Consider the following 26,562-nt stretch of genomic DNA (forward strand, 5'->3'; position numbering starts at 1 on the left):
GGTCACGCGGCGGACGGCAGTGGTGGATCCTCGGCCGCCGTCGCCGCATGTCGGCATGCGCAGTGCGTGTCGGTGCACAGCGCGTGGTGAACGAGTACGGAGAGCACCGCGGCCTGCAACCGCGTCTGCTGACCCAGCTTGTCCACGATCCGCGCGACGTGGGCCTTCACCGTCCGTTCCGCGATGCTCAGCTCGCGGGCCAGTTGCCGGTTGCCCAGGCCCGTGCCCAGCAGAAGAAGTACTTCCTTCTCCCGCTCCGTCAGACGATCCAGTTCGAAGATCCCCCGCACCGGATCGGCCCCCGTACGGCGATAGGCGCAAGTCGACCTGTTGGTCATGGCAGGTCCTTCCTGATACCGCCGTCCAAGCAGAGCCCCGTGCCCCGGTGCGGCGGTGGTCATGGTCAACTTAGCGCCAGCAACTGACAAAGGCACACCGGCTTTCGGCGGCTCATCCTTGCCGCTCACCGAGCCCACATGCAGCCACAAGCCCGCGTCGCTCGCCGCCTTCGCCATCACCTCGAACGTCGGCCCCTCGAAGGACTAGCCGGGGCGGACGACCGAGAGCAACGCTGCTCCTCGTCGCCCACCCCTCGGCAGACGGCGTTCCGTCAGTGCTGGCCGGCCTTGCCTCCGTGGTTGGCCTTCTTCTTGCGACGCGCCTTCTTCTTGCGGGCACGCTTGGACACGGACGTCAACTCTCCTTCGGGTAAGGGCGGTTCAGGCGGCGCTGCGGCCGACGAGCAAGTCCGCCAGCTTGTTCAGGCGCTTGACGGTGCGGTCCTCGGTGGCGGCCAGGGCCGGTTCGATGCGGGCGTCGCGGTCGTAGTACGCGCCGTTGACGGTCTCGACGGCCGGGTCGCACAGCCGGATCACGTGCGCGGCACCCTCGGCAGGCGACATGCCCTCGTGCGAGTACAGCGGCAGCATCGCCGTGTCGCAGACGCCGGGGTGCACGGAGACGGCGGTGACACGCGGGTCGGCCGCGAAGACCGTCAGGGCCAGTTGGGACTGGGCGTAGGCGGCGAGCCGGGAGTAGCGGCGGGTGCGGTTGGGGTCGGACCAGTGGATGGAGCCCGTGCGGTGCAGGGCCGAGGAGACGTTGACCACGCGGCCGCCGGGGTCGCTGGTGAGCGCCGGCTCCAGCAGACAGGTGAGCAGGTAGTGGGCGAGGAAGTTGACCTGGAAGGCGATCTCGTTGCCGTCGGCGGTGACGGTGTGCCGTTCGGGGGCGGCGATGCCGGCGTTGTTGACGAGCACGTCCAGGTGCGGATGCTCGGTGACGACCTTGCGGGCGAGGGTTTCCACCTCGTCGAGGCGGGCGAAGTCGGCCGCGTACGGGCGGAGTTGGTCTCCCGTGATGCCCGCCGTGGCGATGAGCGCGTCGGTTGCGGCGCGGGCGTCCTCGGCGGTACGGCCGTGCAGCAGCACGGTGGCGCCGCGCTCGGCGAGTTGGCGGGCGGTCTCGTAGCCGATGCCGGAGGTGGCGCCGGTGACGAGCACGGTACGGGACGAATGAGTGGAGTCGGGCATGATCCAATCCAGGGTTGATGGCACGCGAACGAGGCCCCGGCGAGGGGCGGTTGGCGTGCGGATACGAAAACGGGCGGGGCGCCGGACAGGAGTCACGGCGCCCCGGAGGGATGCGGAACGCGTCAGTGGGACACGGACGCGGGCATTTCCGCACAGCGCGGCGCAGGACTGGACGGCCGAGCGGGACTCGGCGGCCGGTCGAAGAGGAGCCAGGCGCTGTTCACGTCATCCATGGAAGCCGTACCGCAGGCCGCGGGCAAGCCTGGCCGCAGTTCTCTGACGAGCTTCTGACGTGCGCATACGTGTTTTTGACGGCTGGGGCCGAGCGGCAGAGAGCGCGGTTCAGCCAAGGCCCGGCACCCCCGAGATCAGCAGGTCGATCAGCTTGATGCCGACGAAGGGCAGCACCAGCCCGCCGAGGCCGTACAGGAGGAGGTTGCGGCGCAGCAGGTCGTGCGCCGACGAGGGTGTGTAGCGCACACCGCGCAGCGCGAGCGGGATCAGTCCGACGATGATCAGGGCGTTGAAGATGATCGCCGAGGTGATCGCGGAGGTCGGGCTGTGCAGGCCCATGACGTTCAGCGACTCCAGGCCCGGATACGAGCCCGCGAACATCGCCGGGATGATCGCGAAGTACTTCGCGACGTCGTTGGTGATGGAGAACGTGGTCAACGCGCCCCGGGTGATGAGGAGTTGCTTGCCGATCTCGACGATCTCGATGAGCTTGGTCGGGTTCGAGTCGAGGTCGACCATGTTGCCGGCCTCCTTCGCGGCCGACGTGCCGGTGTTCATTGCCACGCCGACGTCCGCCTGCGCGAGCGCGGGGGCGTCGTTGGTGCCGTCGCCGGTCATCGCGACCAGCTTGCCCCCTTCCTGCTCCCGTTTGATCAGGGCGAGCTTGTCTTCGGGAGTCGCCTCGGCCAAGTAGTCGTCCACGCCTGCCTCTTGGGCGATGGCGCGGGCGGTGAGCGGGTTGTCGCCGGTGATCATGACGGTGCGGATGCCCATTCGGCGCAGTTCGGCGAAGCGTTCGTGGATGCCGTCCTTGACGACGTCCTTGAGGTGGATCAGGCCCAGGACGCGCGGCCCGTCCCAGTCGTGCACGGCCACCAGCAGGGGTGTGCCGCCCGAGGCGGCCACCGAGTCGGCGAAATACCGTGCCTCGGGCGGGACTTGCCCGCCGTACCTCTGCACCCAGTCGATCACCTGTTGGGCGGCGCCCTTGCGGATGGCGCACACGGCTCCGTTGTCCCAGCACAGGTCGACCCCGCTCATGCGGGTCTGTGCGCTGAAGGCGACCCAGCGGGCGTTGCTCAACTCGCCCTCGGCGGGGGCTCGTAGGCCGTATGCGTTCTTCGCCAGGACGACGACCGAGCGGCCCTCGGGTGTCTCGTCGGCCAGCGAGGAGAGCTGTGCGGCGTTCGCGAGCTGCCGCTCGTCGATGCGGGGGAGCGGGACGAACGCGACGGCCTCGCGGTTGCCGAGGGTGATGGTGCCGGTCTTGTCGAGCAGCAGAGTGTTCACGTCACCGGCCGCCTCGACAGCCCGGCCCGACATGGCGACCACGTTGCGCTGCACCAGCCGGTCCATGCCCGCGATGCCGATCGCGGACAGCAGCGCGCCGATCGTCGTCGGGATGAGCGTGACGAGCAGGGCGACCAGGACGGTCGTCGACTGGGCGGCGTCGGCGTACTCGGCCATCGGCTGGAGGGTGACCACGACCAGCAGGAAGATGATCGTGAGCGACGCCAGCAGGATGTTGAGGGCGATCTCGTTCGGGGTCTTCTGCCGGTTCGCGCCCTCGACCAGGGCGATCATCCGGTCCAGGAAGCTGTGGCCGGGGCGGGCGCTGACCCGCACCACGATGCGGTCGGACAGGACCGTCGTACCGCCCGTGACACCGCTGCGGTCGCCGCCCGCCTCCCGGATCACGGGCGCCGACTCACCGGTGACCGCCGACTCGTCGACCGCGGCCACACCGTCGACCACGTCGCCGTCCGCCGGGATCATCTCGCCCGCCTCGACGAGCACGACGTCCAGCGGCTTCAGTTCGGTGGCGGCGACGGCCTCGATGCGGGCGCTGAGCAGGTTGGTGCCCCAGCGCCAGTCGAGCAGCCGCAGCGCCACCGTGTCCGTACGCGCCCTGCGCAGCGACTCGGCCTGCGCCTTGCCGCGGCCCTCGGCGACGGCTTCGGCGAGGTTGGCGAATACGACGGTCAGCCACAGCCAGGTGCTGATCACCCAGGTGAAGACGGCCGGGTGGAGCAGCGCGGACAGGGTGGTGAGCGCGGCTCCCACGGACACCACGAAGAGCACGGGGTTCTTGACCAGGATTCGTGGGTGCAGTTTGCGGAGGGCCTCGGGGAAGGAGCGGACGAGCTGGGCGGGTTCGAAGAGCCCGCTCCGGGCGCGGCGTCCCGTTCCTTCTCCCGGTCCGGGCCCCGAGGCGCGCTGGGGGCGGGACGGCGGGGCCTGCTCGGGCGCAGCGGGATACATGACACCTTCGTGGCTCGGCGCCGGCGCGCGTCAGGGCATGCCGGCGGACTGGTCGGTGGGCGGGAGAGCGACCGCGGGGCCGTGCGGTGCCGGGGCCCCGGCACCGCACGGCGGTACGCGGACGTCGGCGCGGGAAGGCGACGGGACGCCACACGCCGGTGCCTGCCGTTCGGTGGCACACACCAGGCCGCCGCGAGCCGGTTCGGAGTGGGGACTCCGGAGCGGGTGAGGCGAGGCCGTTGACGCCCCGGCTCCGGCGGCGGACCACAGGAATCTATCCGCGACCAGTGGTCGAACAACCCTGCTCAGCAAGGAATTTGCGGCTTTCATACGGGTCTGGCGCGAGCGCCGTCAAGGCCCCGTCAAACAATGCCGACAAGCCGTCAGGAGGGCGTCAACGCAGTCCGTCCGTGGCCTGATCCGCTCGCAGACTGAGCGGCAACGGGGGGCGGGGTCACCGTCCTCGGCATGGCGGGGGAGGGACCGTGACCATCACGGCCGGTACATCGCACAGACCTCAGCCGGAGGCCGGTGCGCAGTCATCGCAGCCAGCGGTCACCCCGCCAGGGGGCAGCCCCGGACCGCAGCGACACGAGGCGTCGCGGACGGGCGGTCCGGGGCAGCACCAGGGGCAGCAGATCGTGGCCGCGTGGGCCGCTCTGCGCCGCCGCTACTGGGCCACCGTGCCCGCGCGGCTGCGCCTCCTGCGCGCGGCCACGGTCCTGCTCGCCGCCGCTCTGGCACTGCTGCTGACGCTCGCCGGACTCGCGGCCATGGGCACCTGGAACAGCGTGGCCGACCGCGACGCGCCCCGGACCACCAGCGCCGCCGACCTCGACCTCGCCCTCAACGACATGGACGCGCAGGCCGCCAACATCCTGCTGTCCAACGGCGACGCGGGCAAAGGACGCCTGCAGACGCCGTACCAGAAGGCCGTCGGCTTCTACGGTGACGCCCGGGACGAGATCGGGCACGATCTGCGCACTCTCGCGGTCGCGGCCCAGGGCGATCGGAGCGACGAGAAGACGGTTGAGTCCCTCACCGACGGCTTCGCCGAGTACCAGGAGCTGATCGGCCGGACCCTGGAGAACGACGGTCACCGCGGCGGCAAAGCAGCCGCGCTCGTCGACTACCGCAAGGCCACCGACCTCCTGCAGCAGCAACTCGTCCCGGCAGCACGGACGTTGGTGTCCTCCAACGACAAGGCGTTCGACGCGGAGTACAGCTCCGCCCGATCCACCCTGTCCGCCCAGCTCATCGCCGTCGTCGCGCTCGGTGTGCTGCTGCTGGCCGTGCTCGGCGCCCTGCAGTGGTTCCTCGCCCGCCGCTTTGGGCGCAACCTCAACCCAGGCGTGCTGGCCGCCACCGTCTGCACTCTGCTCGCCGTGATCCTCGGCGCCCAACTGCTCACCGCCACGGCCGATGACCTGCGCGGAGCCCGGCGCGACGCCTTCGACTCCGTCGTCGCGCTGTCCCGCGCACAGGCCATCGCCTACGACGGCAACGCCGACGAGAGCCGGTATCTCCTGGACCCAGGGCGCCGAGACCAGTACGCCGCCTCCTTCCTCACCAAGTCGCAGGAGCTGTACGGCATCAAGGGCGCGACCCTCGCGACGTACGACGCGGAACTCGCCACCAGCTGGCAGGCGTACGCGTCCGACCATCACGACCTGGGCTTCACCGGCGAGTTCCGGCGCGAGCTGGACAACATCACCTTCGCGGGGGAGCGGACGGCGGCCGAGAAGACCGTGGAGACCTACGCCGTCTACCAGCGCGACGACCGGAAGATTCGCGCGTTGCTGGCCGCGGGCAAGGAGGACCAGGCGGTCGAGTTCTGCATGGGTTGGGAACCGGGCACCTCCAACGCGCACTTCGGGGCGTGGATGGCCGCGCTCGACAAGGTGACCGACATCAACCGCGCCCACTTCACGGCCTCGACCGACGAAGGCCGCTCGGCGGTGACCGGCTTGCTTCCCTGGGCGGGAGGGCTGTTGTTCGCAGCGATGGCTCTCACGGCCCTCGGGCTACGGCCCAGGCTGGCCGAGTTCCGCTAGGGGAGCGGTCCGGCGGATCCTGCCCGAGAAGGGCGCTGGAAGTGCCCTTTTAGGGGCGCGGGGAACTGCGCGACCAGCCACGACGTGGCCGCACCCAACCAACGACCCCTCCCGGCACCCCCAGCGGACCCCTCACACATCCGCCAGCCGTGTCTCCTCCAGGTCCAACGACCGCTGCAGCCGACGCCGGGTGGTGTCGCTGATGGCGTGGCCGTCGTACAGGCGCTGGAGTTCGCCCGTCTCGACAGCGATCAGGTCGCGGCGCAGCTGACGGTAGACCAGGTCGGCGGACTCGGTCGCGGCCGTCTCGCTGTCGCTGTCCTGCTCCGCGAGGCGGTCGCGGGCGTCGTCGAGGCGGGCGGCCAGGCCGCGGCGCAGCCGGTCGAGGACGACGTCCGGTACGACCTCCAGCTCGGCCAGTTCCTCCAGGCGGGCCAGTCCCGCGTGAGCGAGGTGGGAGCGGGCCTCGACCTCCTCGCGCGCGGTGTGCGCGGGCTCCAGGGCGATGCCGGCACGGTGGACGACGGGTGCCAAGGTGAAGCCCTGCACGACGAGGGTGACGACCACGACCGAGGTGGTCAGGACGAGGACGAGCGGCCGTTCCGCGAGGGCGGTGCCGTTCCGCGCGACCTCGGGGATGGACAGGGCGGCGGCCAGCGGCATCACCCCTCGGGTGCCCGCCCAGGTCAGGACCACGGGGATCCGCCAGTTCATGCGGGTGATGCCGCCCTTGCGCTGCACCACCGCCGACAGCGGGGCCAGCCACAGCATGCGCACGGCGACGAGCGTGACGGCGACCGCGAGCGCGTACAACGGCCAGGCACCGTCGCCGTCGGCCAGTGCCCGCACCTGGGCGGGCAGGGCAAGGCCGATGAGACTGAAGACCACGCTCTCCAGCAAGAACACCACCGTGCCGTACACGGCGTGCAGTTGGAGCCGGATGCGTGCGTTGGTGAGGCGGTCGCCCCGGCCGCCCAGGACGACACCGGCCACCACGCACGAGGTCACGCCGGAGGTGTGTGCAGCCTCCGCCAGCAGGTAGGCCGCGTACGGAGTGACCAGGGCGATCACCGTTTCGAGGACCGGGTCCTCGGTGCGCCGCCGGATCAGGGCGATCACGCCGGCCACCGCCGCACCGATCAGTGTGCCGCCGCCGGCCAGCAGCAGGAACTCGCCGCCCGCCGCGCCCCAGTTGGCGGCCGTGGACGCCACGGCGATACCCGCCGCCACCCGGACCAGCACCAGGGAGGTCGCGTCGTTGAAGAGGCTCTCCGCCTGCACGAGGACCTGGACCTTCGGCGGCAGGGCGAGGCGTCTGCCCAGCGCTGTCACGGCGACCGGGTCCGTGCTGGCCAGGATCGCCCCCAGCACGAACGCCATCTGCCACGACAGCGGCGTCACCAGCGCCGCCACCGCGCCGACCGCCGCCGCGGACGCCAGAACCAGGCCGATGGAGAGGATCCCGACCGGCTTCCACACCGCGCGCAGCTCACGCCAGGGCATCTCCTCCGCGGAGGCGTAGAGCAGCGGCGGGAGCACGACGAGGCCGATGATCTCGGGGCTGATCTCGATCTCAGGGGTGCCTGGCAGCAGCGCCACGCCGAGGCCGGCGACCACGAGCAGGGATGGGGCGGGGATACGCCACCGGCGCGCGAAGGTGGCCACCATCGTGGCGAGGACCACGAGGGCGAGAACCGTACCTACGCTGCGCATGCCGCCTCCTGGAACTACGAGGAGAGCCGCTTTGGCTCCCCTGCCGACCAGGCTTCCCGGCACACCGCGTTCACCCTATCCGCTGCAGGTCACGTCAAGACAGTGTCAAGGTCCGCGGGACCGGCGCCAAGGAAGCGCTAACACGCGTACCTCCCGGCCCTCAGAGGGGCTTCCTTAGGAACAGCCCCCTTCATGAGAGGGGGAGTTGAACCAGTGATTCAGTGATCCAGTGATGGAGCGCGTCGGCGGCGATGAGTGACGTACGGCCCGGACGACTGAAGGTCTACCTGGGGGCAGCCCCCGGAGTCGGCAAGACCTACCGCATGCTCGACGAGGGACGGCGCCGCGCCGCCCGCGGGGCGGACGTGGCGGTGGGATTCGCCGAGTGCCACGGCCGCCCCGGTACGGAGGCGATGCTCGACGGCCTGGAGGTCGTCCCCCGTGCCCGCTGCTCGTACCGTGGCGGACAGTTCCAGGAGATGGACCTGGCAGCGGTGCTCGCGCGCCGTCCGCAGGTCGCGATCGTCGACGAGTTCGCCCACAGCAACGTTCCGGGCGATGGCCGCAACGCCAAGCGCTGGCAGGATATCGAGACACTGCTCGACGCAGGCATCGACGTCGTCACCGCGCTGAACGTCCAGCACCTGGCCTCACTCAACGACGTGGTCGAGAAGATCACCGGGGTGCCACAGCACGAGACGGTCCCCGACGAGGTCGTACGGCGTGCCCATCAGGTCGAGTTGGTGGACATGCCGGCCGAGGGGCTGCGCCGCCGGATGGCGCATGGCAACATCTACACCCCCGAGAAGATCGACGCGGCGCTCGCGAACTACTTCCGGCCCGGAAACCTGACCGCGCTGCGGCAGCTGGCGCTGCTGTGGGTGGCCGACCGGGTCGACGAGGCGCTCCAGGAGTACCGCTCCCAGCACGGCATCGGTGGGGTGTGGGAGACCCGGGAGCGGGTGGTCGTCGCGCTGACCGGCGGCCCGGAGGGCGACACGCTCATCCGGCGGGCCGCCCGTATCGCCGCCCGGTCGGCCGGGGGCGATCTGCTCGCCGTGCACGTGGCCCGCAGCGACGGCCTCGCGGCCGGCGTCTCGCACGCCTCCCTGGCCCGGCAGCGGCGGCTGGTGGAGGACCTGGGCGGGAGCTACCACTCGGTCGTCGGCGACGACGTGTCCACCGCGCTGGTGGACTTCGCCCGTGCCGAGAACGCGACCCAGCTCGTCCTCGGCACGAGCCGCCGAGGCCGCTTCGAGCGGTTCCTGACCGGGCCCGGCACGGGGGAGACGGTGACCGCTCTCTCCGGCGACATCGACGTCCACCGGGTCACGCACGAGCGGGCCGGCCGCGGGACCCTGCTGCCGTCCCGGCGACGCACACTGTCGACGCGGCGGCTGATCGCGGGTCCGGTGGCCGGACTGGTGCTGCCGGTGCTGCTCACGGCTGTCCTGGCGCAGGTGCGGGGGACGGTGAACCTGACCAGCGAGGCGCTGCTGTTCCTGCTCGCCGTGGTGGGGGTGGCCTGCATAGGCGGGGTCACCTCGGCGGTGATCGCGTCGTTGACGGCGTCGCTGCTGCTCAACTACTGGTTCATCCCGCCCATCGGCGCGTTCACCCTGGACGACCCCAACGCGTTGCTGGCCCTGGGTGTGTTCGCGGTCGTGGCGGCGACCGTGGCCGCCGTCGTCGACCGCTCCCTGCGCCTGTCACGCCGCTCGGCGCGTGCCACCGCCGAGGCGGAGACCATGTCGTCCCTGGCCGGCACCATCGTGCGGGGCGGCGCGACCATTCCGGCGCTGCTGGAGCGCACGCGGGAGACCTTCGGCATGGAGTCGGCGGAGCTCGTGGACGAGCCGCCCGATGCCGACGGCGTGACAGCCGTGCCGGCCGGTCCCGGCGCGTATCTCGTTCTGTCCGGCCGTACTCTGTCGTCTTCTGAGCGGCGGGTGCTGGCCGCCTTCGCCGCGCATGTCGGCTCCGCCGTCGAACGGGCCCAACTCGCCGAAGCGGCAGCCGAGATCGAGCCGGTGAAGGCCGCCGACCGGATGCGTACGGCGCTGCTGCGGGCCGTCGGCCACGACCTGCGCACGCCGCTCGCCGCGGGCTGGGCCGCGGTCACCTCGCTGCGCAGCCGGGACGTCGAGTTCTCCGCCGAGGACCGCGACGAACTCCTCGCCACCGCCGACGAGTCCATGGCCAAACTCAACCGGCTGGTGGAGAACCTCCTCGACCTCAGCCGCTTGGAGGCCGGCGTCCTTACCCTGAACCTCCGCGCCACCACGCTGGAGGAGGTGCTCCCCATGGCGCTCGCGGACACGACCGGCGTCGAAGTGACGGACACGCAGGGGATCCCTGCGGTACAGGCCGATCCACCGCTGCTGGAGCGCGTGATCGCCAACCTGGTCGGAAACGCCGCCCGCCACACACCTGAGGGGCAGAAGGCGCTGGTGACGGCCAGTGCACTGGCCGGCCGGGTCGAGTTGCGTGTTGTCGACCGGGGGCCCGGACTTCCCGCCGACAGCCGGGAGCGGCTCTTCGAGCCGTTCCAGCGGCTCGGCGACACGGACAACACCACCGGACTCGGCCTCGGGCTGGCCCTCGCCCGCGGCCTGACCGAGGCGATGAACGGCACCCTCACCCCCGAGGACACTCCCGGCGGCGGCCTGACGATGGTCGTGTCGCTGCCCTTCGCCGAACAGACGGATCAGACCGGACGGACCGAATCGTCGCAATACCCGCACCCCCGTGGTGCGCAGAGCGTAGGAGGTGCCTGATGAGCACCGAGACCGGCACAGGTCGGCTGCCGCACCGCACGACGGGACCACGCGTCGCGTCGGCGGGCGCCTGGCCCCTGCGGGACCGGCTCGCCCTGACGGCGGGCCTGGCCGCCCCGTTCCTGGTGGCCCTCGCACTCGTCCCGTTCCGCACGGACGTGTCCCACACCAACGCCGCCCTCATCCTCGTCGTGGTGGTCGTCGCGGTCGCCGCGCTGGGCAGCCGTACGGCGGGTGCGCTCGCGGCGCTCTCCGCGGCGGCCTGGTTCGACTTCTTCCTCACCCGGCCGTACGAGACCTTCGACATCACCGCGTCCGCCGACGTCGAAACGGCCGTACTCCTGCTGCTCGTCGGCGTCATCGTGTCCCAACTGGCCGCCCGCGCACGCCGCTTGGAGGTCATCACGGTGACCGACGCGGACCACCTGTCCCGGATCCACCGCACGGCCGCCCTCGCCCAGTCGGCCAACTCCGCAGACACCGTGGTCGACCACGTCCGCCAGGAACTCACCGACCTCCTCGGCCTGAGTGCCTGCCGCTTCGAGTACGGCACCCTCATCGGCCGCCCGCCCCGGCTGCTGAAGGACGGCAGCCTGACGGGGACGAGCGCCTGGCCGCAGGACGAGATCGAGCTGCGGACCTACGGCAACGGTCACTACCTCGGCCGCTTCATGCTCACCGCCGGCCCGGGCCCCGTACCTCCGCTCCAGGCACGCCTGGTGGCGGAGGCCCGGGCTCCGTACCTCCGCTCCAGGCACGCCTGGTGGCGGTCACCCTGGCCGACCAGACGGGCGCGGCGCTGGACACGGCGGGGCCGGTGCGGGAGGGCTGACAGCGGTGGCTACTCCAGGCCGGAGACCCTGAACACAGACTCGGCGGTCTCGCGGTCGACGCGCTCCGAGACACGGCGCAGCGCGGTCGCGCCGCACACGAGCGTGCCGACCTCCACCGACTTCCGTGCGTCCTCGTCCAGGCGATACCACAGCTGGGGATTGGTCACGAGGACGTTCGGGTCGATCTCGACGTGTCCACCGAACGCGTCCCGCAGCAGGAGCCGTTGCGAGATGCCGTCCAGGCAACGGACGGACACCAGCAGATCCGTACGGACCCTGTGCTCCCGCAGTATCCGACGCGAGGACAGCCAGCCTTCGCCGGCGGACACCCGGGCGGGATACAACGTGACGAACAGCAGCCCTGCCAGGCCCAGCCACAGCGCGGCACGCCAGGGGGCGAGCCGGGCAGCCGCGTGGTGTCTGTTCGCCGACGCCGGTGGTGAGGGGTGGTCAGCGGGCTGGGCGCAGGGCGGGATTGAGGGTGAGACGGTTGTCGGTCGGGTGGTGGCCTTCGGGGCTGAAGGGGGGTACCTGTGCGGGCAGGCAGTCGGCAATGAACAGGCAGTCGTGGTGGCGGTCTTCGGCGGTGGCGGCGATGAGGGGTTCGCCGTCGGGGGCCCAGATGCCGGAGTTGCCCTGGTACTGCCAGGCACCTGCGGGGACCTGTTCCCAGCCGCGGCGGTTGGCGTAGGCGATGAACAGGCGCCAGATGCTGGCCATGGCGGGGATGATGTGGCGGGTTGCGTCCTGGTAGGGGACCTGGCTCATGGTGCCGTCGGCCAGGCGGAAGTGGCCGTCCGCCGCCGTGGGCCCGAAGACGATCTTGGCGCCCTGCCCGGCCAGGTACTGGTACAGCGGCGGGAACTCGCACTCGTAGCAGTTCAGTACGCCCACCCCGATGCCGTTCAGGTGGACCACGGGCGGCAGATCCTGCCCGAAGGAGTAGTTGCGCCGCTCGGCGGCCCCGTACAGGTGGGTCTTGCGGTAGTTCGCCACCACCAGACCGTCGGACCCGATCACGCTGATCGAGTCTTAGAACGCGCTCTCGTCCCGCTCGGGGTAGGGCAGGACCACGGCCAGTCCGTGCTCCTTGGCCGCCAGCCTGGCCCGCTCGACGGAGGGGCCCTCGCGGTGCTCGGCCAGCTCCCGCACTCCTCGGGGCCGATCGCGTAACCGGTGGTGTACTTCTCCGGGAACACCACCGCCTGGCAGTCGTAGCCCGCCGCCAGTGCGGTCACCTCGACCAGGCGCTCCAGATTCCTTTCCACCGCCTCCCGGCTGCCGACCGGGCCCTGCCCCTGGTACAGGGCCACCCGCAGTCCTTCACCGAAGGCCGGCGCAGTGCGCCGGGCGGAGCGGAATACAACACGAACAGGCTGCGACATCCGTCAGGGATCTCTCTACGACTGGCGGTCCGGGCGACCGCCACACCGCAGCGAGAACGATGCACCACACCATCGGACACCACGCCAGGGCCGTACGGGCAAGATCCCTGCTTGGTCAGCGACGAGCGCCGGCCATGCTCCGCTCAGTGACCATCCGCTCCGAGCATTCGGCACCCGACACAGCTCCTGCGACATCGCCCCTGACGACGGCACCACCGATCACGTGGTCGACCGGTTCGTGTCGCCAGTCGTCGCGGCGTCCCATACCGGTGACGGTAGAGATCCGGAGAACCCGATCGGCACACTTTGATGAGCCTCTGACGGATATTCGCTACTTCTTGACGCTCTGACCGCGGTACATGGGAGTCCCAGCGGCGGAACGGCAGTTGCGCAGGTCACACGGCCGTCAAGGTCTCGTCAAGGTCTGGCCCCTCGGCGCGAAGATGCCGCAAGGAGCGGTCGGAAGCGACGGGATTCGGACAGAACCTGGAGTGCACCGCGCACTCTTCAGCCCCCTGTGCGTGGCCCTGGAAGAAGGAGCACGCACCCATGTCCGTCCTGACGACCGAGCCGGACGCCGTCCCCGCCGGTGAGGAACCACCGGATACCGGCGAACGCCACCGCCTGACCACGTTCACCGGCCTTGCCGCGCTGTCCCTGGACGCCATGGCATCGGTGGCGTATGGACCCGAGGCGATCGTCCTCGTCCTGGCCGCCGCGGGTGGGCACGGACTCGGCTTCACGCTCCCGGTGACGCTGGCGATAGCTGGCCTGCTGGCGGTGCTGGTCGCCTCGTACCGGCAGGTGATCGCGGCCTTCCCGGACGGCGGCGGCTCGTACGCCGTCGCGAAGACGCACTTGGGTGCCCGTACGAGCCTGGTCGCGGCAGCCTCTCTGGTCCTGGACTACGTCCTCAACGTGGCCGTCGCCGTCACGGCCGGCGTAGCCGCCCTGACCTCCGCTTTCCCGTCCCTCTACGACGACCGGCTGTGGCTCTGCCTGGCGGTGCTCGCCCTGATCACGGGTGTGAACCTGCGGGGCATCGTGGAGTCGGCGAGGGCGTTCATCGTACCGACGGTCGTCTTCGTCGGCTCCATCTTCGTCCTCATAGCGGTCGGCCTGTTCCGGTCCGAGCCGGTGAGCACCGCCACCGCGGCGGGACACGCCTCGGCGCTCGCGGACAACGCCTCCACGGTGGGCGCACTGCTGTTGCTGAAAGCTTTCGCCTCCGGTTGCGCCGCACTGACCGGAGTGGAGGCCATTGCCAACGCCGTCCCGTCTTTCCGTCGCCCGCGCGTGAAGCGGGCCCAGCGCGCGGAGGTCGCCCTCGGTGCGGTGCTCGGCGTGATGCTGATCGGTCTGTCGGTCCTGATCTCCCGCTTCCACCTCCAGCCGGTCCAGGGAGTCACTGTCCTCGCCCAGCTCGCGGACGCTTCACTCGGCCACAACTGGGCTTTCTACGTCATCCAGTTCGCGACGATGATCCTGCTGGCGCTCTCCGCGAACACGTCCTTCGGCGGGCTGCCGGTGCTGCTGAAGCTGCTGGCCCGCGACAACTACGCGCCGCATGTGTTCGCGCTGAAGGCCGACCGCCAGGTCCACCGGCACGGCGTCCTCGCCCTGGCCGTGGTCTCGGCCGCGTTGTTGGTGTTCTCCGGCGGTGACACCAACACTCTGGTGCCGCTGTTCGCGATCGGTGTCTTCGTCGGCTTCACCATCGCCCAGGTGGGCATGGTCAGACACTGGCGGTTGGAGCGTGGACCCGGCTGGAGGGGCAAGGCGCTGCTCAACGGGTTCGGCGCCGTCCTCACCGGCATCGCGACCGTCGTCGTCACGGCGTCGAAGTTCGAGGAGGGCGCCTGGCTGATCGTGATCACCCTGCCCCTGCTGGTGCTCGCCTTCGAGGCCGTCCACCGCGCCTACGCGCACATCGGCGAACGGCTCGGCCTCGGCCGCATCCCCGAACACCCGCACCGCGACCGGTCGGTGGTGATCGTGCCGGTCTCCTCGCTGTCCCGGCTCACTTCGGAGGCCCTGACCGCGGCCACCTCGCTCGGTGACGAGGTGCGCGCGGTCACCGTCTGCTACCCCGACCCGGAGGACCGGGCCCAGATGCATGCCCTGGAGCGCGCGTGGGCGGAGTGGGACCCGGGCATCCCGCTGGTCCGGCTGACGTGCGAGCGCCGCTCGCTGGGCCGCCCGATCGCCGCCTACATCCGCGAGGTGTCGGCGTCGGAGCCGGCCACGCGTGTCACCGTTCTCATCCCGGAGACCGAGCCGGAGCGGCTGTGGCAGCGGCTGCTACAGAACCAACGGGGAGCCGTCGTCGCGCACGCGGTGCGCCAGGAGACCGACGCCGTGATCTGCAGGCTGCGCTTCCGGCTGTCCTGACGCCGCCTGACGCGCGCTACAGCGGCTCCTTGCCACAGGTCGGCGCAGGTGCCGTAAGAGTTCCGTCAAAGGTGTACGACACGCCGTAAGGGACCCGTCAACGGCGCTCGAATCCGGCCAGAGACGGGGTTTCCTCTATTCGTCCGATCCGCTCGCGGACGATTCGCCTGCGGATTCCAGAACCTCCTCTAGGAGCTCGCGATGGCCGATCTGGCCTTCGTCGTCACCACGATCGCGGTGTTCGCGTTGGTGGCCCTCGTCGCCAAGGGGGTGACGAAGCTGTGACCGCCGAGAACATCGTCGGCCTCGTCGTGGCCGTCGCCCTGCTGGGCTATCTCGTCCTCGCCCTGATCTTCCCGGAGAGGTTCTGAGCCACGACATGGGTCCCGTACTTGCCGGCTTCCTCCAGTTGCTCGCCCTGATAGGAGCACTGGCGCTCGCCTACGTCCCACTTGGCAACTACATGGCCAAGGTCTACTCCTCCGACAAGCACTGGCGGGTCGAGAAGTGGATCTACAAGGGCATCGGTGCCAACCCCGACACCGAGATGCGCTGGCCCGCGTACCTGCGCGGCGTGCTCGCCTTCTCTGCGGTCGGTGTCCTCTTCCTCTATCTGCTGCAGCGGATCCAGGGCATCCTGCCTGGCTCGTTGGGCTTCTCCTCGGTCAATCCGGCGCAGTCGTTCAACACTGCCGTGTCGTTCGTGACGAACACCAACTGGCAGTCGTACTACGGCGAGCAGACCATGGGTCACGTCGTGCAGACCGCCGGTCTCGCCGTGCAGAACTTCGTCTCCGCAGCTGTCGGCATCGCCGTCGCGGTGGCTCTCGTACGGGGCTTCGCGCGTTCGCGCACCGGTGAACTCGGCAACTTCTGGGCCGACCTGGTGCGCGGTGTCATGCGCATCCTGATCCCCGGCTCGATCATCGCCGCGATCGTGCTCGTCGCCTGCGGTGCGATCCAGAACTTCTCCGGTATCCACGAGGTCGGTCAGTTCATGGGCGGCCACCAGCAGTGGAACGGCGGTGCGGTTGCCTCGCAGGAGGCGATCAAGGAGTTCGGCACCAACGGCGGCGGTTACTTCAACGCCAACAGTGCCCACCCCTTCGAGAACCCGACCCCGTTCACGAACCTCTTCGAGATCTTCCTGCTGCTGGTCATCCCGTTTTCGCTGACCCGCACGTTCGGTGTGATGGTCGGTTCGATCAGGCAGGGCTACGCGATCCTCGCCACCATGGCCACCATCTGGGTCGGCTTCGTCGCCCTGATGATGTGGACCGAGTTCGCCCACCACGGCTCGGCGCTCCAGATCGCCGGCGGTGCGATGGAGGGCAAGGAACAGCGCATCGGCGTAGGAGCTTCCTCGATCTTCGCGGTTTCGACCACGCTGACCTCGACGGGCGCGGTGGACTCCTTCCACTCCTCGTTCACCGGTCTCGGCGGCGGAATCACCATGCTGGGCATGCAGTTGGGCGAGATCGCGCCCGGTGGTACCGGCTCCGGTCTCTACGGAATGCTGATCATGGCGGTCATCGCGGTGTTCATCGCCGGTCTGATGGTCGGCCGTACGCCCGAGTACCTGGGCAAGAAGATCGGCACCCGTGAGATGAAGCTCGCGGCCTGCTACATCCTGATCACCCCGGCCCTGGTGCTGATCTTCGCGGCTGTCTCCATGGCGCTGCCGACCCCGCCGCACTCGATGCTGAACTCCGGCGCGCACGGCTTCTCCGAGGTGTTGTACGCCTTCACCTCCGCCGCGAACAACAACGGCTCGGCCTTCGCCGGTCTGAACGCGAACACGGACTGGTTCAACACCATGACCGGGCTCGCGATGGTGCTCGGCCGCTTCCTGCCGATGGTGTTCGTGCTGGCTCTGGCCGGCTCGCTCGCCGAGCAGAAGCCGGTCCCGGCGACGGCGGGCACCCTGCGCACCGAGAAGCCGTTGTTCACCGGTCTGCTGGTGGGCGCGATCCTCATCATCACCGGTCTGACCTACTTCCCGGCCCTGGCGCTGGGGCCGCTGGCCGAGGGGCTGGCGTCATGAGCACCCGTATAGAGAACCAAGAGGACTCGATGTCCACAGCCACTCCGACCAGGGCGCCGCACAGCGATGTGCCGACCGGTCACAAGGAAGAGGGACGTGTCGGCGCGGGTCTGTTCGACCCGAAGCAGTTGCTGAAGTCGCTGCCGGACGCTCTTCGCAAGCTCGACCCGCGGGTGATGGTCAAGTCCCCCGTCATGTTCGTGGTCCTCGTCGGCTCGGTGCTGACGACGATCTTCTCCTTCAAGGACCCGGGCGACTGGTTCGGCTGGGCGATCAGCGCCTGGCTGTGGCTGACCGTGATCTTCGCCAACCTGGCGGAGGCGGTGGCCGAGGGCCGCGGCAAGGCGCAGGCCGACACCCTGCGCAAGGCCAAGACCGACACGGTGGCGCGCCGTCTGGGCAAGGACGGCAAGACCGAGGAGCAGGTGCCCGGCGCCGAGCTCACGATCGGCGACCTGGTCGTGTGCGAGGCTGGCGACATCATCCCCGGCGACGGTGACGTCGTAGAGGGCGTCGCGAGCGTCGACGAGTCGGCCATCACCGGCGAATCGGCTCCGGTCATCCGCGAGTCCGGCGGTGACCGCTCCGCGGTTACCGGCGGGACGAAGGTTCTCTCCGACCGCATCGTCATCAAGATCACGACGAAGCCCGGCGAGACCTTCATCGACCGGATGATCGCCCTGGTCGAAGGGGCGGCACGCCAGAAGACGCCCAACGAGATCGCGCTGAACATCCTGCTCGCCTCGCTCACGATCGTCTTCCTCCTCGCGGTGGCGACCCTGCCCCCGTTCGCGGACTACGCGGGCACCCACCTCACGATGATCGTGCTGGTGGCTCTGCTCGTCTGCCTGATCCCTACGACGATCGGCGCGCTCCTGTCCGCGATCGGTATCGCGGGTATGGACCGACTGGTGCAGCGCAACGTCCTGGCGATGTCGGGCCGTGCGGTCGAGGCCGCCGGCGACGTGTCGACGCTGCTGCTGGACAAGACCGGCACCATCACCCTCGGCAACCGCCAGGCGTCGGAGTTCGTGCCGGTGACCGGTACCACCGAGGCCGAACTGGCGGACGCCGCCCAGCTCTCCTCGCTGGCCGACGAGACGCCCGAGGGCCGTTCCATCGTCGTCCTGGCGAAGGAGAAGTACGGTCTGCGCGAGCGCCACCAGGGCGAGTTGGCCCACGCCGAGTGGATCGCCTTCACCGCCCAGACCCGCATGTCCGGTGTGGACGTCGACGGACGCAAGATCCGCAAGGGCGCGGCCGGTTCGGTCATCACCTGGGTCAAGGAGCAGGGCGGCACGGTGGCCGAGGACGCGGACACGCTGTCCAACCGGATCTCCGAAGCGGGCGGCACGCCGCTCCTGGTCGCCGTCGAGGACGACAACGGCGCCCGGATCCTCGGCGTCATCCACCTCAAGGACGTCGTCAAGGAAGGCATGCGCGAGCGGTTCGACGAGCTGCGCCGCATGGGCATCAAGACGATCATGATCACCGGCGACAACCCGCTGACCGCCAAGGCGATCGCCGAGGAGGCGGGCGTCGACGACTTCCTCGCGGAGGCCACTCCCGAGGACAAGATGGCGCTCATCAAGCGGGAGCAGGCCGGCGGCAAGCTGGTCGCGATGACCGGTGACGGCACGAACGACGCGCCGGCGCTGGCTCAGGCGGACGTCGGCGTCGCGATGAACACGGGCACGTCGGCCGCGAAGGAGGCCGGCAACATGGTCGACCTCGACTCGAACCCGACCAAGCTCATCGAGATCGTCGAGATCGGCAAGCAACTCCTCATCACCCGGGGCGCGTTGACGACGTTCTCCATCGCCAACGACGTCGCGAAGTACTTCGCGATCATCCCGGCACTGTTCGCGGCGGTCTACCCGGGCCTGGACAAGCTCAACATCATGAACCTGTCCTCGCCCGACTCCGCGATCCTGTCGGCGGTCATCTTCAACGCGCTGGTCATCATCGCGCTGGTCCCGCTCTCCCTGCGGGGCGTGCAGTACCGGCCGGTCAGCGCGGACAAGATGCTGCGGCGCAACCTCACGATCTATGGCCTCGGCGGGCTGATCGCGCCCTTCATCGGCATCAAGATCATCGACCTGCTCATCTCCCTCATCCCCGGAATCGGCTGATCGGCTATGAACAACTCGGTTACGAACACCGCCCGGTTGCTCTGGGCCGGTCTGCGGGCTCTCCTGGTACTCACCGTGGTGACGGGCGTCATTTACCCGCTCGCCGTCACAGGGATTGCCCAGGCACTGTTCAACAACAAGGCGAACGGCTCGGAGATCAAGTCGGACGGCAAGGTCGTCGGCTCGTCCCTCATCGGGCAGTCGTACAACCTGCCGTTGAAGAAGGGCCAGGAGACCCCGGACCCGGACCTCAAGTGGTTCCAGGGCCGCCCGCAGAACGGCCTCGGCGCCAACAGCGTCAACACCCAGTACAAGCTGATCCTGTCCGGAGCCACCAACCTCTCCGCCGACAGCAAGGTCCTCGTCCAGCAGGTGAAGGACGCCAAGGCCGCCGTCATCAAGGACAACTCAGTGCCCGGCTACACGGTCAAGGCCTCCGAGGTGCCCGCCGACGCGGTCACGTCCTCCGGCTCCGGCCTCGACCCGGACATCTCCCCGGCGTACGCGGACCTCCAGGTCCACCGCATCGCCGAGAAGAACGGCCTGTCCGTCGCCCAGGTGCAGAAGCTGGTCGACGACCACACCGACGGCCGTACCCTCGGCTTCATCGGTGAGCCCACGGTGAACGTGCTGGAACTCAACATCGCGCTCAAGTCCCTTGTGACGAAGAGCTGATGGCGTTACGCGACGAACCGCGCGGGAGTCGGCGGCCGGGGAGACGTCCCGGATCCGCCGACTCCCGTCGCATTGAGGCCGGTTGTGCTGTTCCCGGACTTCACGACTGCCCGTACGACACGAAAGGCGCACACCCATGACCAGGGTGTTGGTGGTGGAGGACGACCCGCAGCTGGTACGGGCCCTCGTGATCAACCTGCAGGCACGTCAGTACGGAGTGGACGCGGCGCCCGACGGTGCTACGGCCCTCCGGCTGGCGGCGTTGCGCCAGCCCGACGTGGTGATGCTGGACCTCGGGCTGCCCGACATGGACGGGGTCGACGTCATCAAGGCGCTGCGCGGCTGGACCCGGGTCCCGATCCTGGTGCTGTCGGCCCGGCAGGCGTCGGACGAGAAGGTCGCCGCGCTCGACGCCGGCGCGGACGACTACATCACGAAGCCGTTCAGCATGGACGAACTCCTCGCTCGCCTGCGAGCCGCTGTCCGCCGTAGGGAGGACACGCCGCTCGTTCCGGAGTCGACCGTGGTGGAGACCGACGAGTTCACCGTCGATCTGCGCGCCAAGAAGGCCACCCGGGGCGGACACGACATCCGCCTCACCCCCACCGAGTGGCACCTGCTGGAGATCCTGATCACCAACCCCGGCCGCCTGATCACCCAGAAGCACCTGCTCCAGGAGGTCTGGGGGGTGTCCCAGAGCAACAAGACCAACTACCTGCGGGTCTACATGGCCCAGTTGCGCCGCAAACTGGAGACGGACCCCGCCCACCCCCGCTATCTGATCACCGAGCCCGGCATGGGCTACCGCTTCGAAGGATGAACATGGGACGCGGCAAGCTCCGGATCTACCTCGGCGCGGCACCGGGCGTCGGCAAGACGTACGCGATGCTCTCCGAGGCACACCGGCGCGTGGAACGCGGCACCGACTGCGTGATCGCCTTCGTCGAGCACCACGGCCGGCCGCGCACCGAGGTGATGCTGCACGGCCTGGAGGAGATCCCGCGCAGGGAACTGGAGTACCGGGGCACGACGTTCACCGAGATGGACATCGACGCCGTCCTGGCCCGCAACCCCCAGGTGGCGATGGTCGACGAGCTGCCGCACACCAACGTCCCCGGCTCCCGCAACACCAAGCGCTGGCAGGATGTCGAGGAACTGCTCGCCGCAGGGATCGACGTCGTGTCGACCGTCAACATCCAGCATCTGGAGTCGCTCGGCGACGTCGTCGAGTCGATCACGGGTGTACGGCAGCAGGAGACCGTGCCAGACGAAGTGGTGCGCCGGGCCGACCAGATCGAGCTGGTCGACATGTCGCCGCAGGCGCTGCGCCGCCGTATGGCGCACGGCAACATCTACAAGCCGGACAAGGTCGACGCGGCTCTGTCCAATTACTTCCGGCCCGGAAACCTCACCGCCCTACGGGAGTTGGCGCTCCTCTGGCTCGCCGACCGGGTCGACGCCTATCTGACTGAGTACCGCAGTGAGCACCAGGTGTCGACGATCTGGGGCTCGCGGGAGCGGATCGTGGTGGGCCTGACCGGCGGGCCGGAGGGACGGACACTGATCCGCCGGGCCGCGCGTCTCGCCGAAAAGGGGGCCGGCGGCGAGGTGTTGGCCGTCTACATCTCCCGCAGTGACGGCCTGACCTCCGCCTCGCCCAAGGAACTGGCTGTCCAGCGAACCCTGGTGGAGGATCTGGGCGGCACGTTCCATCAGGTCGTCGGCGACGACGTCTCGGCCGCGCTGCTGGACTTCTCCCGCGGGGTGAACGCGACCCAGATCGTGATGGGTGTCTCCCGGCGCAGGAGCTGGCAGTACGTGTTCGGCCCCGGCGTCGGCGCCACCGTGGCCCGTGAGTCGGGTCCCGACCTCGACGTCCACCTCATCACGCACGACGAGGTGGGCAAGGGACGCGGACTGCCCGTCAACCGGGGCGCGCGGCTCGGCCGCGTCCGGCTGATCTGGGGCTGGCTCGCGGGCGTGGTGGGCCCCGCCCTGCTCACCCTTCTGTTGACCAGCGCCACCCCGGCTGTCGGTCTCGCCAACGACATGCTGCTGTTCCTCACCCTGACCGTCGCGGCGGCCCTGCTCGGTGGACTCCTCCCCGCGCTGGCCTCGGCGGCGGTGGGATCGCTGCTGCTGAACTGGTACTTCACCCCGCCCGTCCACACGTTCACCATCGCCGACCCGAAGAACATCGTCGCCATCGCGATCTTCGTCGGTGTTGCCGTGTCCGTGGCCTCGGTGGTGGACCTAGCCGCCAGACGCACCGAACAGGCGGCCCGGCTGCGCGCCGAGTCGGAGATCCTGTCCTTCCTCGCGGGCAACGTGCTGCGCGGCGAGACCAGCCTGGAGGCTCTGCTGGAGCGGGTGCGGGAGACCTTCGGCATGGAGTCCGTGGCCCTGCTGGAGCGGGCCGGCGAGCTGGATCCCTGGACCTGCGCGGGCAGTGTCGGCCCGCGCCCCTGCCAGAACCCCGAGCACGCGGACGTCGACGTGCCGGTCGGCGACCACATGTCCCTCGCCCTGTCCGGGCGCGTACTGCCGGCCGCCGACCGGCGGGTGCTCGCCGCGTTCGCCGCCCAGGCCGCCGTCGTCCTGGACCGCCGACGCCTGCAGCAAGAGGCAGACCAGGCCAAGGAGTTGGCCGAGGGCAACCGCATCCGCACCGCCCTGCTGGCCGCCGTCAGCCACGACCTCCGCACCCCACTGGCCGGCATAAAGGCGGCCGTCACCTCCCTGCGCTCCGACGACGTCGACTGGTCGGAGGAGGACCGGGCGGAGCTCCTGGAGGCCATCGAGGAAGGCGCCGACCGCCTCGACCAACTGGTCGGCAACCTGCTCGACATGTCCCGCCTGCAGACCGGCACGGTCACCCCGATCATCCGCGAGACGGACCTCGACGAGGTCGTCCCGATGGCACTGGCCGGGGTGCCGGAGGACAGCGTGGAACTGGACATCCCGGAGACGCTGCCCATGGTCCACGTGGACCGGGGACTTTTGGAGCGGGCCGTCGCCAACATCGTGGAGAACGCGGTCAAGTACAGCCCGCCGGAGGAGAAGGTCCTCGTGTCGGCGAGCGCCATCGCGGACCGGGTCGAGGTGCGCGTGGTGGACCGCGGACCGGGTGTCCCCGACGAGGCCAAGAACCGCATCTTCGAACCCTTCCAGCGCTACGGCGACTCTCCGCGCGGCGCCGGAGTCGGCCTTGGCCTGGCCGTGGCCCGCGGCTTCACGGAAGCCCTGGGCGGCACCCTGAGCGCGGAGGACACACCCGGCGGCGGACTCACGATGGTGCTCAGCCTGCCGACAGCACCGGAGCGCCGGCCGGAGCAGCCGGATCTGCCGGCCGCGGCCATGCCCTGAAGGGCGAGGCCCGACGGACTCAGATAGTGGGCGGGACGGCCTCAGGCATCGGGCGGTACGGTCTCGAACCCTTTGTCCAAGTGCCCTGTGTCCAGCCGCAGCCGCCAGGCGTTCCGGCGGTGCGCGGCGGCCAGTTCGGCCTCCAAGGGCGACGGCGGCACAGCGAGGACGGGACAGGCGGCGTGCGCGAGGCAGTAGCGGCCGACCGACGGCCACAGGGCGCGGTGCAGGCGGCCGCGAAGTCCGGCGCCGACGACGAGGAGGTCGTCCTCGCGGTCGGCGATCTCGACCAACGCCCGGCCCGGGGAACCTCGGACGACTAGCGCCTTCGCCGCAAGTCCCGTGCCCGTGCTGCCGAACACGTCAACGAGCGCCGTGACCAGCCGCTCCCGCGCCAGCCGCTTCCACTCCTCGACCAGGAGGGACGCAGCCAGCGAACGACGTGCGGCGAGATCTCCGCCGGGAGGCTCCCAGGCCAGCACCGGCCACAGCTCGGCACCTCTGTGCCGTGCTTCGTCGGCGGCCCGGCACAGGGCGGTAAGACTGCTCACGGAGCCGCTCACTCCGACCACGACACGAGCGGCTGAGGGGGAGTCAGACTCGGACATCGCTTCACCGTTCTCCACGCGTCGGCGGTCGATTCCCGCCGACGATCCTCATCGGAACGCCTCCCATCCCACTCCTCGGCGAGGCATTCGAAAAGCCCGCGGACCACTTCTTGGCGCCCCTCTGACGGACGCCGCCCGGGCCGCTCACCAGGCACGTCAGCATCTCGTCAACGTCGTCCCGCTCACCGTCAGCATCCCGTCAGGAGAGGTCCGCCGACCCCCGTGGGCGGGCATAACGTCGTTGTCGAGCCCCGGTCCGCCTCCCCGCGTCCGGGGCACTTCAGCTCCTCCTGGAGGTATCCCATGAAAGAACTCGCCTACGGCGAAGACCCCGAGCCCTGGGATCGGTTCCCGGCCGGACTCCTGCTCGTCCCGGTCCGGCCGGGCCCCTCACGGTGCGCGGCCCGCCTCTTCCGCACACCCCTCGGCGACCGCACGGCCGTCGGCTTCACCTCCCTGCGGAGGCTGACCGCGACGCTCGGTCCCGACCAGGCGTGGATCCGCCTCGCCGAGCCCGCGCTGCGCGCCCTGACCGCACCGCTCGGCGTCACCACCGTCACGGTCGACCCCCAGTTCACCGCCCCGGCGCCCACACCGGTCGGGTCGGCTGTCCCCGAAACGGCCCCGACTGCCCCGTCCCTGCGAGTCGGTTGAGAACCGGCTGCGACCGGCTGAGAAGAGAGCACCAGTCGATGACCACCCTTCACGAACCCGCCGTCCCTTCCACCTCTGTCGAACTGTCGGTATGGCCGGCCTCGACCGCCGAGCCCCGACCGGGCGACCTGGCCGTCGGCGGCGTACCGCTCGCGGAGATCGCCGACCGCTTCGGCACCCCCGTCTACGTCCTCGACGAGAACGAGGTCCGCGACCGCTGCCGCACCTACCGGCACGCCTTCCCCGACGCCGAAGTCCTGTACGCGGCAAAGGCGTTCCTGTGCCGAGCCATGGTCCACTGGATGGACGAGGAGGGCCTCGGCCTCGACGTCTGCTCCGCCGGCGAACTGGAACTCGCGGTCACCACCGGCTTCCCTCCGGAGCGGATGGTCCTGCACGGCAACGCCAAGTCCCCACGGGACCTGGAGACAGCCCTCCGCCTGGGCGTCGGCCGCATCGTCATCGACAGCCCCTCGGAGATCGCACGGCTGGCCGCCGCCGTAGGACCCGGGGGCCACCAGAAAGTCATGGTCCGTGTGGTGCCCGGCATCAGCGCCGGCGGCCACGAGAAGATCCGCACCGGCACGGACGACCAGAAGTTCGGCCTGTCCATCTCCGACGGCTACGCCCAGCACGCCATCGTCCGCGTACTCGATCAGCCTCAACTCGAACTGACGGGCCTGCACTGCCACTTGGGCTCGCAGATCACGAGCGTCAAGCCGTACCTCGCCGCCGTACGCCGCATGGTCGGCCTCATGGCCAGACTGCGCGAGCAACACGGCCTGGTCCTGCCCGAACTCGACCTGGGCGGTGGCCATGGGATCGCCTACCGCCCCGGGGACGAGGCCCTTGACCTGACCACGCTGGCCCGCAGGGTACGCACCGAGCTCGCCGAGGCGTGCGCCGCGGCCAGGCTCCCCGTGCCGCGCCTGATCATCGAACCGGGACGTGCGATCGCCGGCCCGGCAGGCATCGCGCTCTACCACGTGCTGGCAGTGAAACGTACGGGAGACAACGTGTTCGTCGCGGTGGACGGCGGCATGAGCGACAACCCGCGCCCGGCGCTGTACGGCGTGCGGTACGCGCCACGCCTCATCGGTCGGCACAGCACCGCCGACCCGGCCCGAGTGACCGTCGTGGGCCGGCACTGCGAGGCCGGAGACATCCTGGCCGCCGAGGTCGAACTCCCCGGCGATGTACGCCCAGGAGACCTGCTCGCCGTGCCGGTGGCCGGCGCGTACCACCTGTCCATGGCGTCCGGCTACAACCTGGTCGGCCGCCCGCCGGTGGCCGCCGTACGCGACGGCCACGCCCGTCTCCTCGTACGCCGCGAGTCCCTGGACGACATCCGCAGCCGCGACGTGGGCCTGTAGCTCGCAGTGCTTCCCGCGTCGGGCTGTGGACCGCGGAAGGGGTTCAACGGTGCTCCAGTTCCCCGATCCGGGCCACCGTCGTTCCGCTCTTCGGGCACACCCACACCGCCGTGTCCGCCACGACCGTCGCCGCCAGCGGATGCGTGTCTGGGTGGGCCGGGCAGTGCGGCCAGACCGCCGGTGCGCCCTCGGACCACAGCGCCTCGACCGCCCATTCCTGGACCTGATCCGCGAGGTTCGCCAACTGCTCCGCGGCGGTGCCGCCCAGCGGCGAGGCGAAGCCCTGGCCCGTGCCGTCCGGGGCGTGGAGCATGATCCCGTAGCTGTTGTCCACGCGGATGCGCGGCTGCACCGCGCACTGCGCCCGGAGATCCCGCAGGACCGTCTCCAGGGCTTCGGAGAATTCCACGTCTGTCACGGCCTCCACTATGCCGCCGACCGGACGGGCGAGGGACGCCGAGGCGGGGAAGGAGCTGGTCCGGCGGCCTGTGAGGATGGGGCGGGGCTGCTGACCGGCTGCCCTTGATGC

The 26,562-nt window shown here is 70.0% G+C and carries 19 protein-coding genes and 1 pseudogene; 12 read left to right on the forward strand and 8 right to left on the reverse strand.

Features of this window, described 5'->3' with window-relative positions:
• Positions 1 to 2 precede the first annotated feature (2 nt).
• The 3 genes from OH768_RS47530 to kdpB (OH768_RS47540) form a co-directional block, all read right to left on the reverse strand.
• Positions 3 to 515 carry a LuxR C-terminal-related transcriptional regulator gene (locus OH768_RS47530; RefSeq protein ID WP_406463258.1) on the reverse strand — a complete coding sequence of 171 codons (513 nt, stop codon included), beginning with the start codon at positions 513 to 515 and terminating at the stop codon, positions 3 to 5.
• A 204-nt stretch (positions 516 to 719) separates the two neighbouring features.
• Positions 720 to 1,532, reverse strand: a complete 813-nt coding sequence (locus tag OH768_RS47535) for an SDR family NAD(P)-dependent oxidoreductase (protein ID WP_406463260.1) — start codon at positions 1,530 to 1,532, stop codon at positions 720 to 722.
• A gap of 342 nt (positions 1,533 to 1,874) precedes the next feature.
• Complete coding sequence (gene kdpB, locus OH768_RS47540; RefSeq protein WP_406463261.1) at positions 1,875 to 4,028, reverse strand: potassium-transporting ATPase subunit KdpB; 2,154 nt, start codon at positions 4,026 to 4,028, stop codon at positions 1,875 to 1,877.
• A gap of 641 nt (positions 4,029 to 4,669) precedes the next feature.
• Between kdpB (OH768_RS47540) and OH768_RS47545 the strand changes: the two genes are divergently transcribed.
• Positions 4,670 to 6,082: a hypothetical protein gene (locus OH768_RS47545; protein ID WP_406463262.1), complete on the forward strand. Its 1,413-nt coding sequence runs from the start codon at positions 4,670 to 4,672 to the stop codon at positions 6,080 to 6,082.
• A 132-nt stretch (positions 6,083 to 6,214) separates the two neighbouring features.
• Here OH768_RS47545 and OH768_RS47550 read toward each other — a convergent pair whose 3' ends face one another.
• Positions 6,215 to 7,795 (reverse strand): Na+/H+ antiporter, encoded by a 1,581-nt coding sequence (locus tag OH768_RS47550; protein ID WP_406463263.1) that lies wholly within the window; start codon positions 7,793 to 7,795, stop codon positions 6,215 to 6,217.
• 251 nt (positions 7,796 to 8,046) lie between these two features.
• Between OH768_RS47550 and OH768_RS47555 the strand changes: the two genes are divergently transcribed.
• Together OH768_RS47555 and OH768_RS47560 are read left to right on the forward strand one after the other, a co-directional pair.
• Positions 8,047 to 10,572, forward strand: coding sequence for an ATP-binding protein (locus OH768_RS47555; RefSeq protein ID WP_406463265.1), 2,526 nt, complete (start codon positions 8,047 to 8,049; stop codon positions 10,570 to 10,572).
• A pseudogene (locus OH768_RS47560) lies at positions 10,572 to 10,907 on the forward strand (DUF4118 domain-containing protein); the annotation flags it as partial. The gene OH768_RS47555 and the pseudogene OH768_RS47560, both read left to right, overlap by 1 nt.
• Before the next feature lie 506 nt (positions 10,908 to 11,413).
• Here OH768_RS47560 and OH768_RS47565 read toward each other — a convergent pair.
• A complete protein-coding gene (locus OH768_RS47565; RefSeq protein ID WP_406463266.1) occupies positions 11,414 to 11,734 on the reverse strand; it encodes a hypothetical protein in 321 nt (106 codons plus the stop codon).
• 121 nt (positions 11,735 to 11,855) lie between these two features.
• The gene (locus OH768_RS47570; protein ID WP_406463267.1) at positions 11,856 to 12,425 is read right to left on the reverse strand and encodes a nitrilase-related carbon-nitrogen hydrolase; all 570 of its coding nucleotides are present in this window, start codon (positions 12,423 to 12,425) and stop codon (positions 11,856 to 11,858) included.
• Between the two features lie 914 nt (positions 12,426 to 13,339).
• On the opposite strand from OH768_RS47570, the gene OH768_RS47575 reads away from it, so the two are divergent.
• From OH768_RS47575 to OH768_RS47605, 7 genes are all read left to right on the forward strand, one after another.
• Positions 13,340 to 15,181: an APC family permease gene (locus OH768_RS47575; RefSeq protein WP_406463268.1), complete on the forward strand. Its 1,842-nt coding sequence runs from the start codon at positions 13,340 to 13,342 to the stop codon at positions 15,179 to 15,181.
• A 281-nt stretch (positions 15,182 to 15,462) separates the two neighbouring features.
• Complete coding sequence (gene kdpF / locus OH768_RS47580; RefSeq protein WP_016434100.1) at positions 15,463 to 15,552, forward strand: K(+)-transporting ATPase subunit F; 90 nt, start codon at positions 15,463 to 15,465, stop codon at positions 15,550 to 15,552.
• An 8-nt stretch (positions 15,553 to 15,560) separates the two neighbouring features.
• Entirely contained in the window at positions 15,561 to 17,225 is a 1,665-nt protein-coding gene (gene kdpA / locus OH768_RS47585; protein WP_406463270.1) for a potassium-transporting ATPase subunit KdpA, read from the forward strand.
• A complete protein-coding gene (gene kdpB / locus OH768_RS47590; RefSeq protein WP_406463272.1) occupies positions 17,222 to 19,357 on the forward strand; it encodes a potassium-transporting ATPase subunit KdpB in 2,136 nt (711 codons plus the stop codon). The genes kdpA and kdpB (OH768_RS47590) overlap by 4 nt, the downstream gene beginning before the upstream one ends.
• A gap of 6 nt (positions 19,358 to 19,363) precedes the next feature.
• On the forward strand, positions 19,364 to 20,032 hold the full coding sequence (locus OH768_RS47595) for a potassium-transporting ATPase subunit C (RefSeq protein WP_406463274.1): 669 nt from the start codon (positions 19,364 to 19,366) through the stop codon (positions 20,030 to 20,032).
• 136 nt (positions 20,033 to 20,168) lie between these two features.
• Complete coding sequence (locus OH768_RS47600) at positions 20,169 to 20,852, forward strand: response regulator (RefSeq protein WP_406463275.1); 684 nt, start codon at positions 20,169 to 20,171, stop codon at positions 20,850 to 20,852.
• A 2-nt stretch (positions 20,853 to 20,854) separates the two neighbouring features.
• Positions 20,855 to 23,398: an ATP-binding protein gene (locus OH768_RS47605; protein WP_406463277.1), complete on the forward strand. Its 2,544-nt coding sequence runs from the start codon at positions 20,855 to 20,857 to the stop codon at positions 23,396 to 23,398.
• A 41-nt stretch (positions 23,399 to 23,439) separates the two neighbouring features.
• Here the strand turns inward: OH768_RS47605 and OH768_RS47610 are convergent, their stop codons facing one another.
• Entirely contained in the window at positions 23,440 to 24,006 is a 567-nt protein-coding gene (locus tag OH768_RS47610) for a universal stress protein (RefSeq protein ID WP_406463279.1), read from the reverse strand.
• A gap of 303 nt (positions 24,007 to 24,309) precedes the next feature.
• Between OH768_RS47610 and OH768_RS47615 the strand changes: the two genes are divergently transcribed.
• Both OH768_RS47615 and lysA read left to right on the forward strand, forming a co-directional pair.
• Positions 24,310 to 24,660 carry an SAV_915 family protein gene (locus OH768_RS47615; RefSeq protein ID WP_406463281.1) on the forward strand — a complete coding sequence of 117 codons (351 nt, stop codon included), beginning with the start codon at positions 24,310 to 24,312 and terminating at the stop codon, positions 24,658 to 24,660.
• A 38-nt stretch (positions 24,661 to 24,698) separates the two neighbouring features.
• Complete coding sequence (lysA, locus tag OH768_RS47620; RefSeq protein WP_406463283.1) at positions 24,699 to 26,033, forward strand: diaminopimelate decarboxylase; 1,335 nt, start codon at positions 24,699 to 24,701, stop codon at positions 26,031 to 26,033.
• A 43-nt stretch (positions 26,034 to 26,076) separates the two neighbouring features.
• Here lysA and OH768_RS47625 read toward each other — a convergent pair whose 3' ends face one another.
• On the reverse strand, positions 26,077 to 26,451 hold the full coding sequence (locus tag OH768_RS47625) for a hypothetical protein (protein ID WP_406463285.1): 375 nt from the start codon (positions 26,449 to 26,451) through the stop codon (positions 26,077 to 26,079).
• Between the last annotated feature and the right edge of the window lie 111 nt (positions 26,452 to 26,562).

This window comes from Streptomyces sp. NBC_01622, from assembly GCF_045209635.1.
Taxonomy (GTDB): Bacteria; Actinomycetota; Actinomycetes; order Streptomycetales; family Streptomycetaceae; genus Streptomyces.

Excerpts from the sequence above, each read along its gene's own strand:
- OH768_RS47530 (WP_406463258.1), bottom strand. The coding sequence starts at position 515 with ATGGCGAAGGCGGCGAGCGACGCGGGCTTGTGGCTGCATGTGGGCTCG.
- OH768_RS47535 (WP_406463260.1), bottom strand. The coding sequence starts at position 1,532 with ATGCCCGACTCCACTCATTCGTCCCGTACCGTGCTCGTCACCGGCGCC.
- kdpB (WP_406463261.1), bottom strand. The coding sequence starts at position 4,028 with ATGTATCCCGCTGCGCCCGAGCAGGCCCCGCCGTCCCGCCCCCAGCGC.
- OH768_RS47550 (WP_406463263.1), bottom strand. The coding sequence starts at position 7,795 with ATGCGCAGCGTAGGTACGGTTCTCGCCCTCGTGGTCCTCGCCACGATG.
- OH768_RS47555 (WP_406463265.1), top strand. The coding sequence starts at position 8,047 with ATGAGTGACGTACGGCCCGGACGACTGAAGGTCTACCTGGGGGCAGCC.
- OH768_RS47575 (WP_406463268.1), top strand. The coding sequence starts at position 13,340 with ATGTCCGTCCTGACGACCGAGCCGGACGCCGTCCCCGCCGGTGAGGAA.
- kdpA (WP_406463270.1), top strand. The coding sequence starts at position 15,561 with ATGGGTCCCGTACTTGCCGGCTTCCTCCAGTTGCTCGCCCTGATAGGA.
- kdpB (WP_406463272.1), top strand. The coding sequence starts at position 17,222 with ATGAGCACCCGTATAGAGAACCAAGAGGACTCGATGTCCACAGCCACT.
- OH768_RS47595 (WP_406463274.1), top strand. The coding sequence starts at position 19,364 with ATGAACAACTCGGTTACGAACACCGCCCGGTTGCTCTGGGCCGGTCTG.
- OH768_RS47600 (WP_406463275.1), top strand. The coding sequence starts at position 20,169 with ATGACCAGGGTGTTGGTGGTGGAGGACGACCCGCAGCTGGTACGGGCC.
- OH768_RS47605 (WP_406463277.1), top strand. The coding sequence starts at position 20,855 with ATGGGACGCGGCAAGCTCCGGATCTACCTCGGCGCGGCACCGGGCGTC.
- OH768_RS47610 (WP_406463279.1), bottom strand. The coding sequence starts at position 24,006 with ATGTCCGAGTCTGACTCCCCCTCAGCCGCTCGTGTCGTGGTCGGAGTG.
- OH768_RS47615 (WP_406463281.1), top strand. The coding sequence starts at position 24,310 with ATGAAAGAACTCGCCTACGGCGAAGACCCCGAGCCCTGGGATCGGTTC.
- lysA (WP_406463283.1), top strand. The coding sequence starts at position 24,699 with ATGACCACCCTTCACGAACCCGCCGTCCCTTCCACCTCTGTCGAACTG.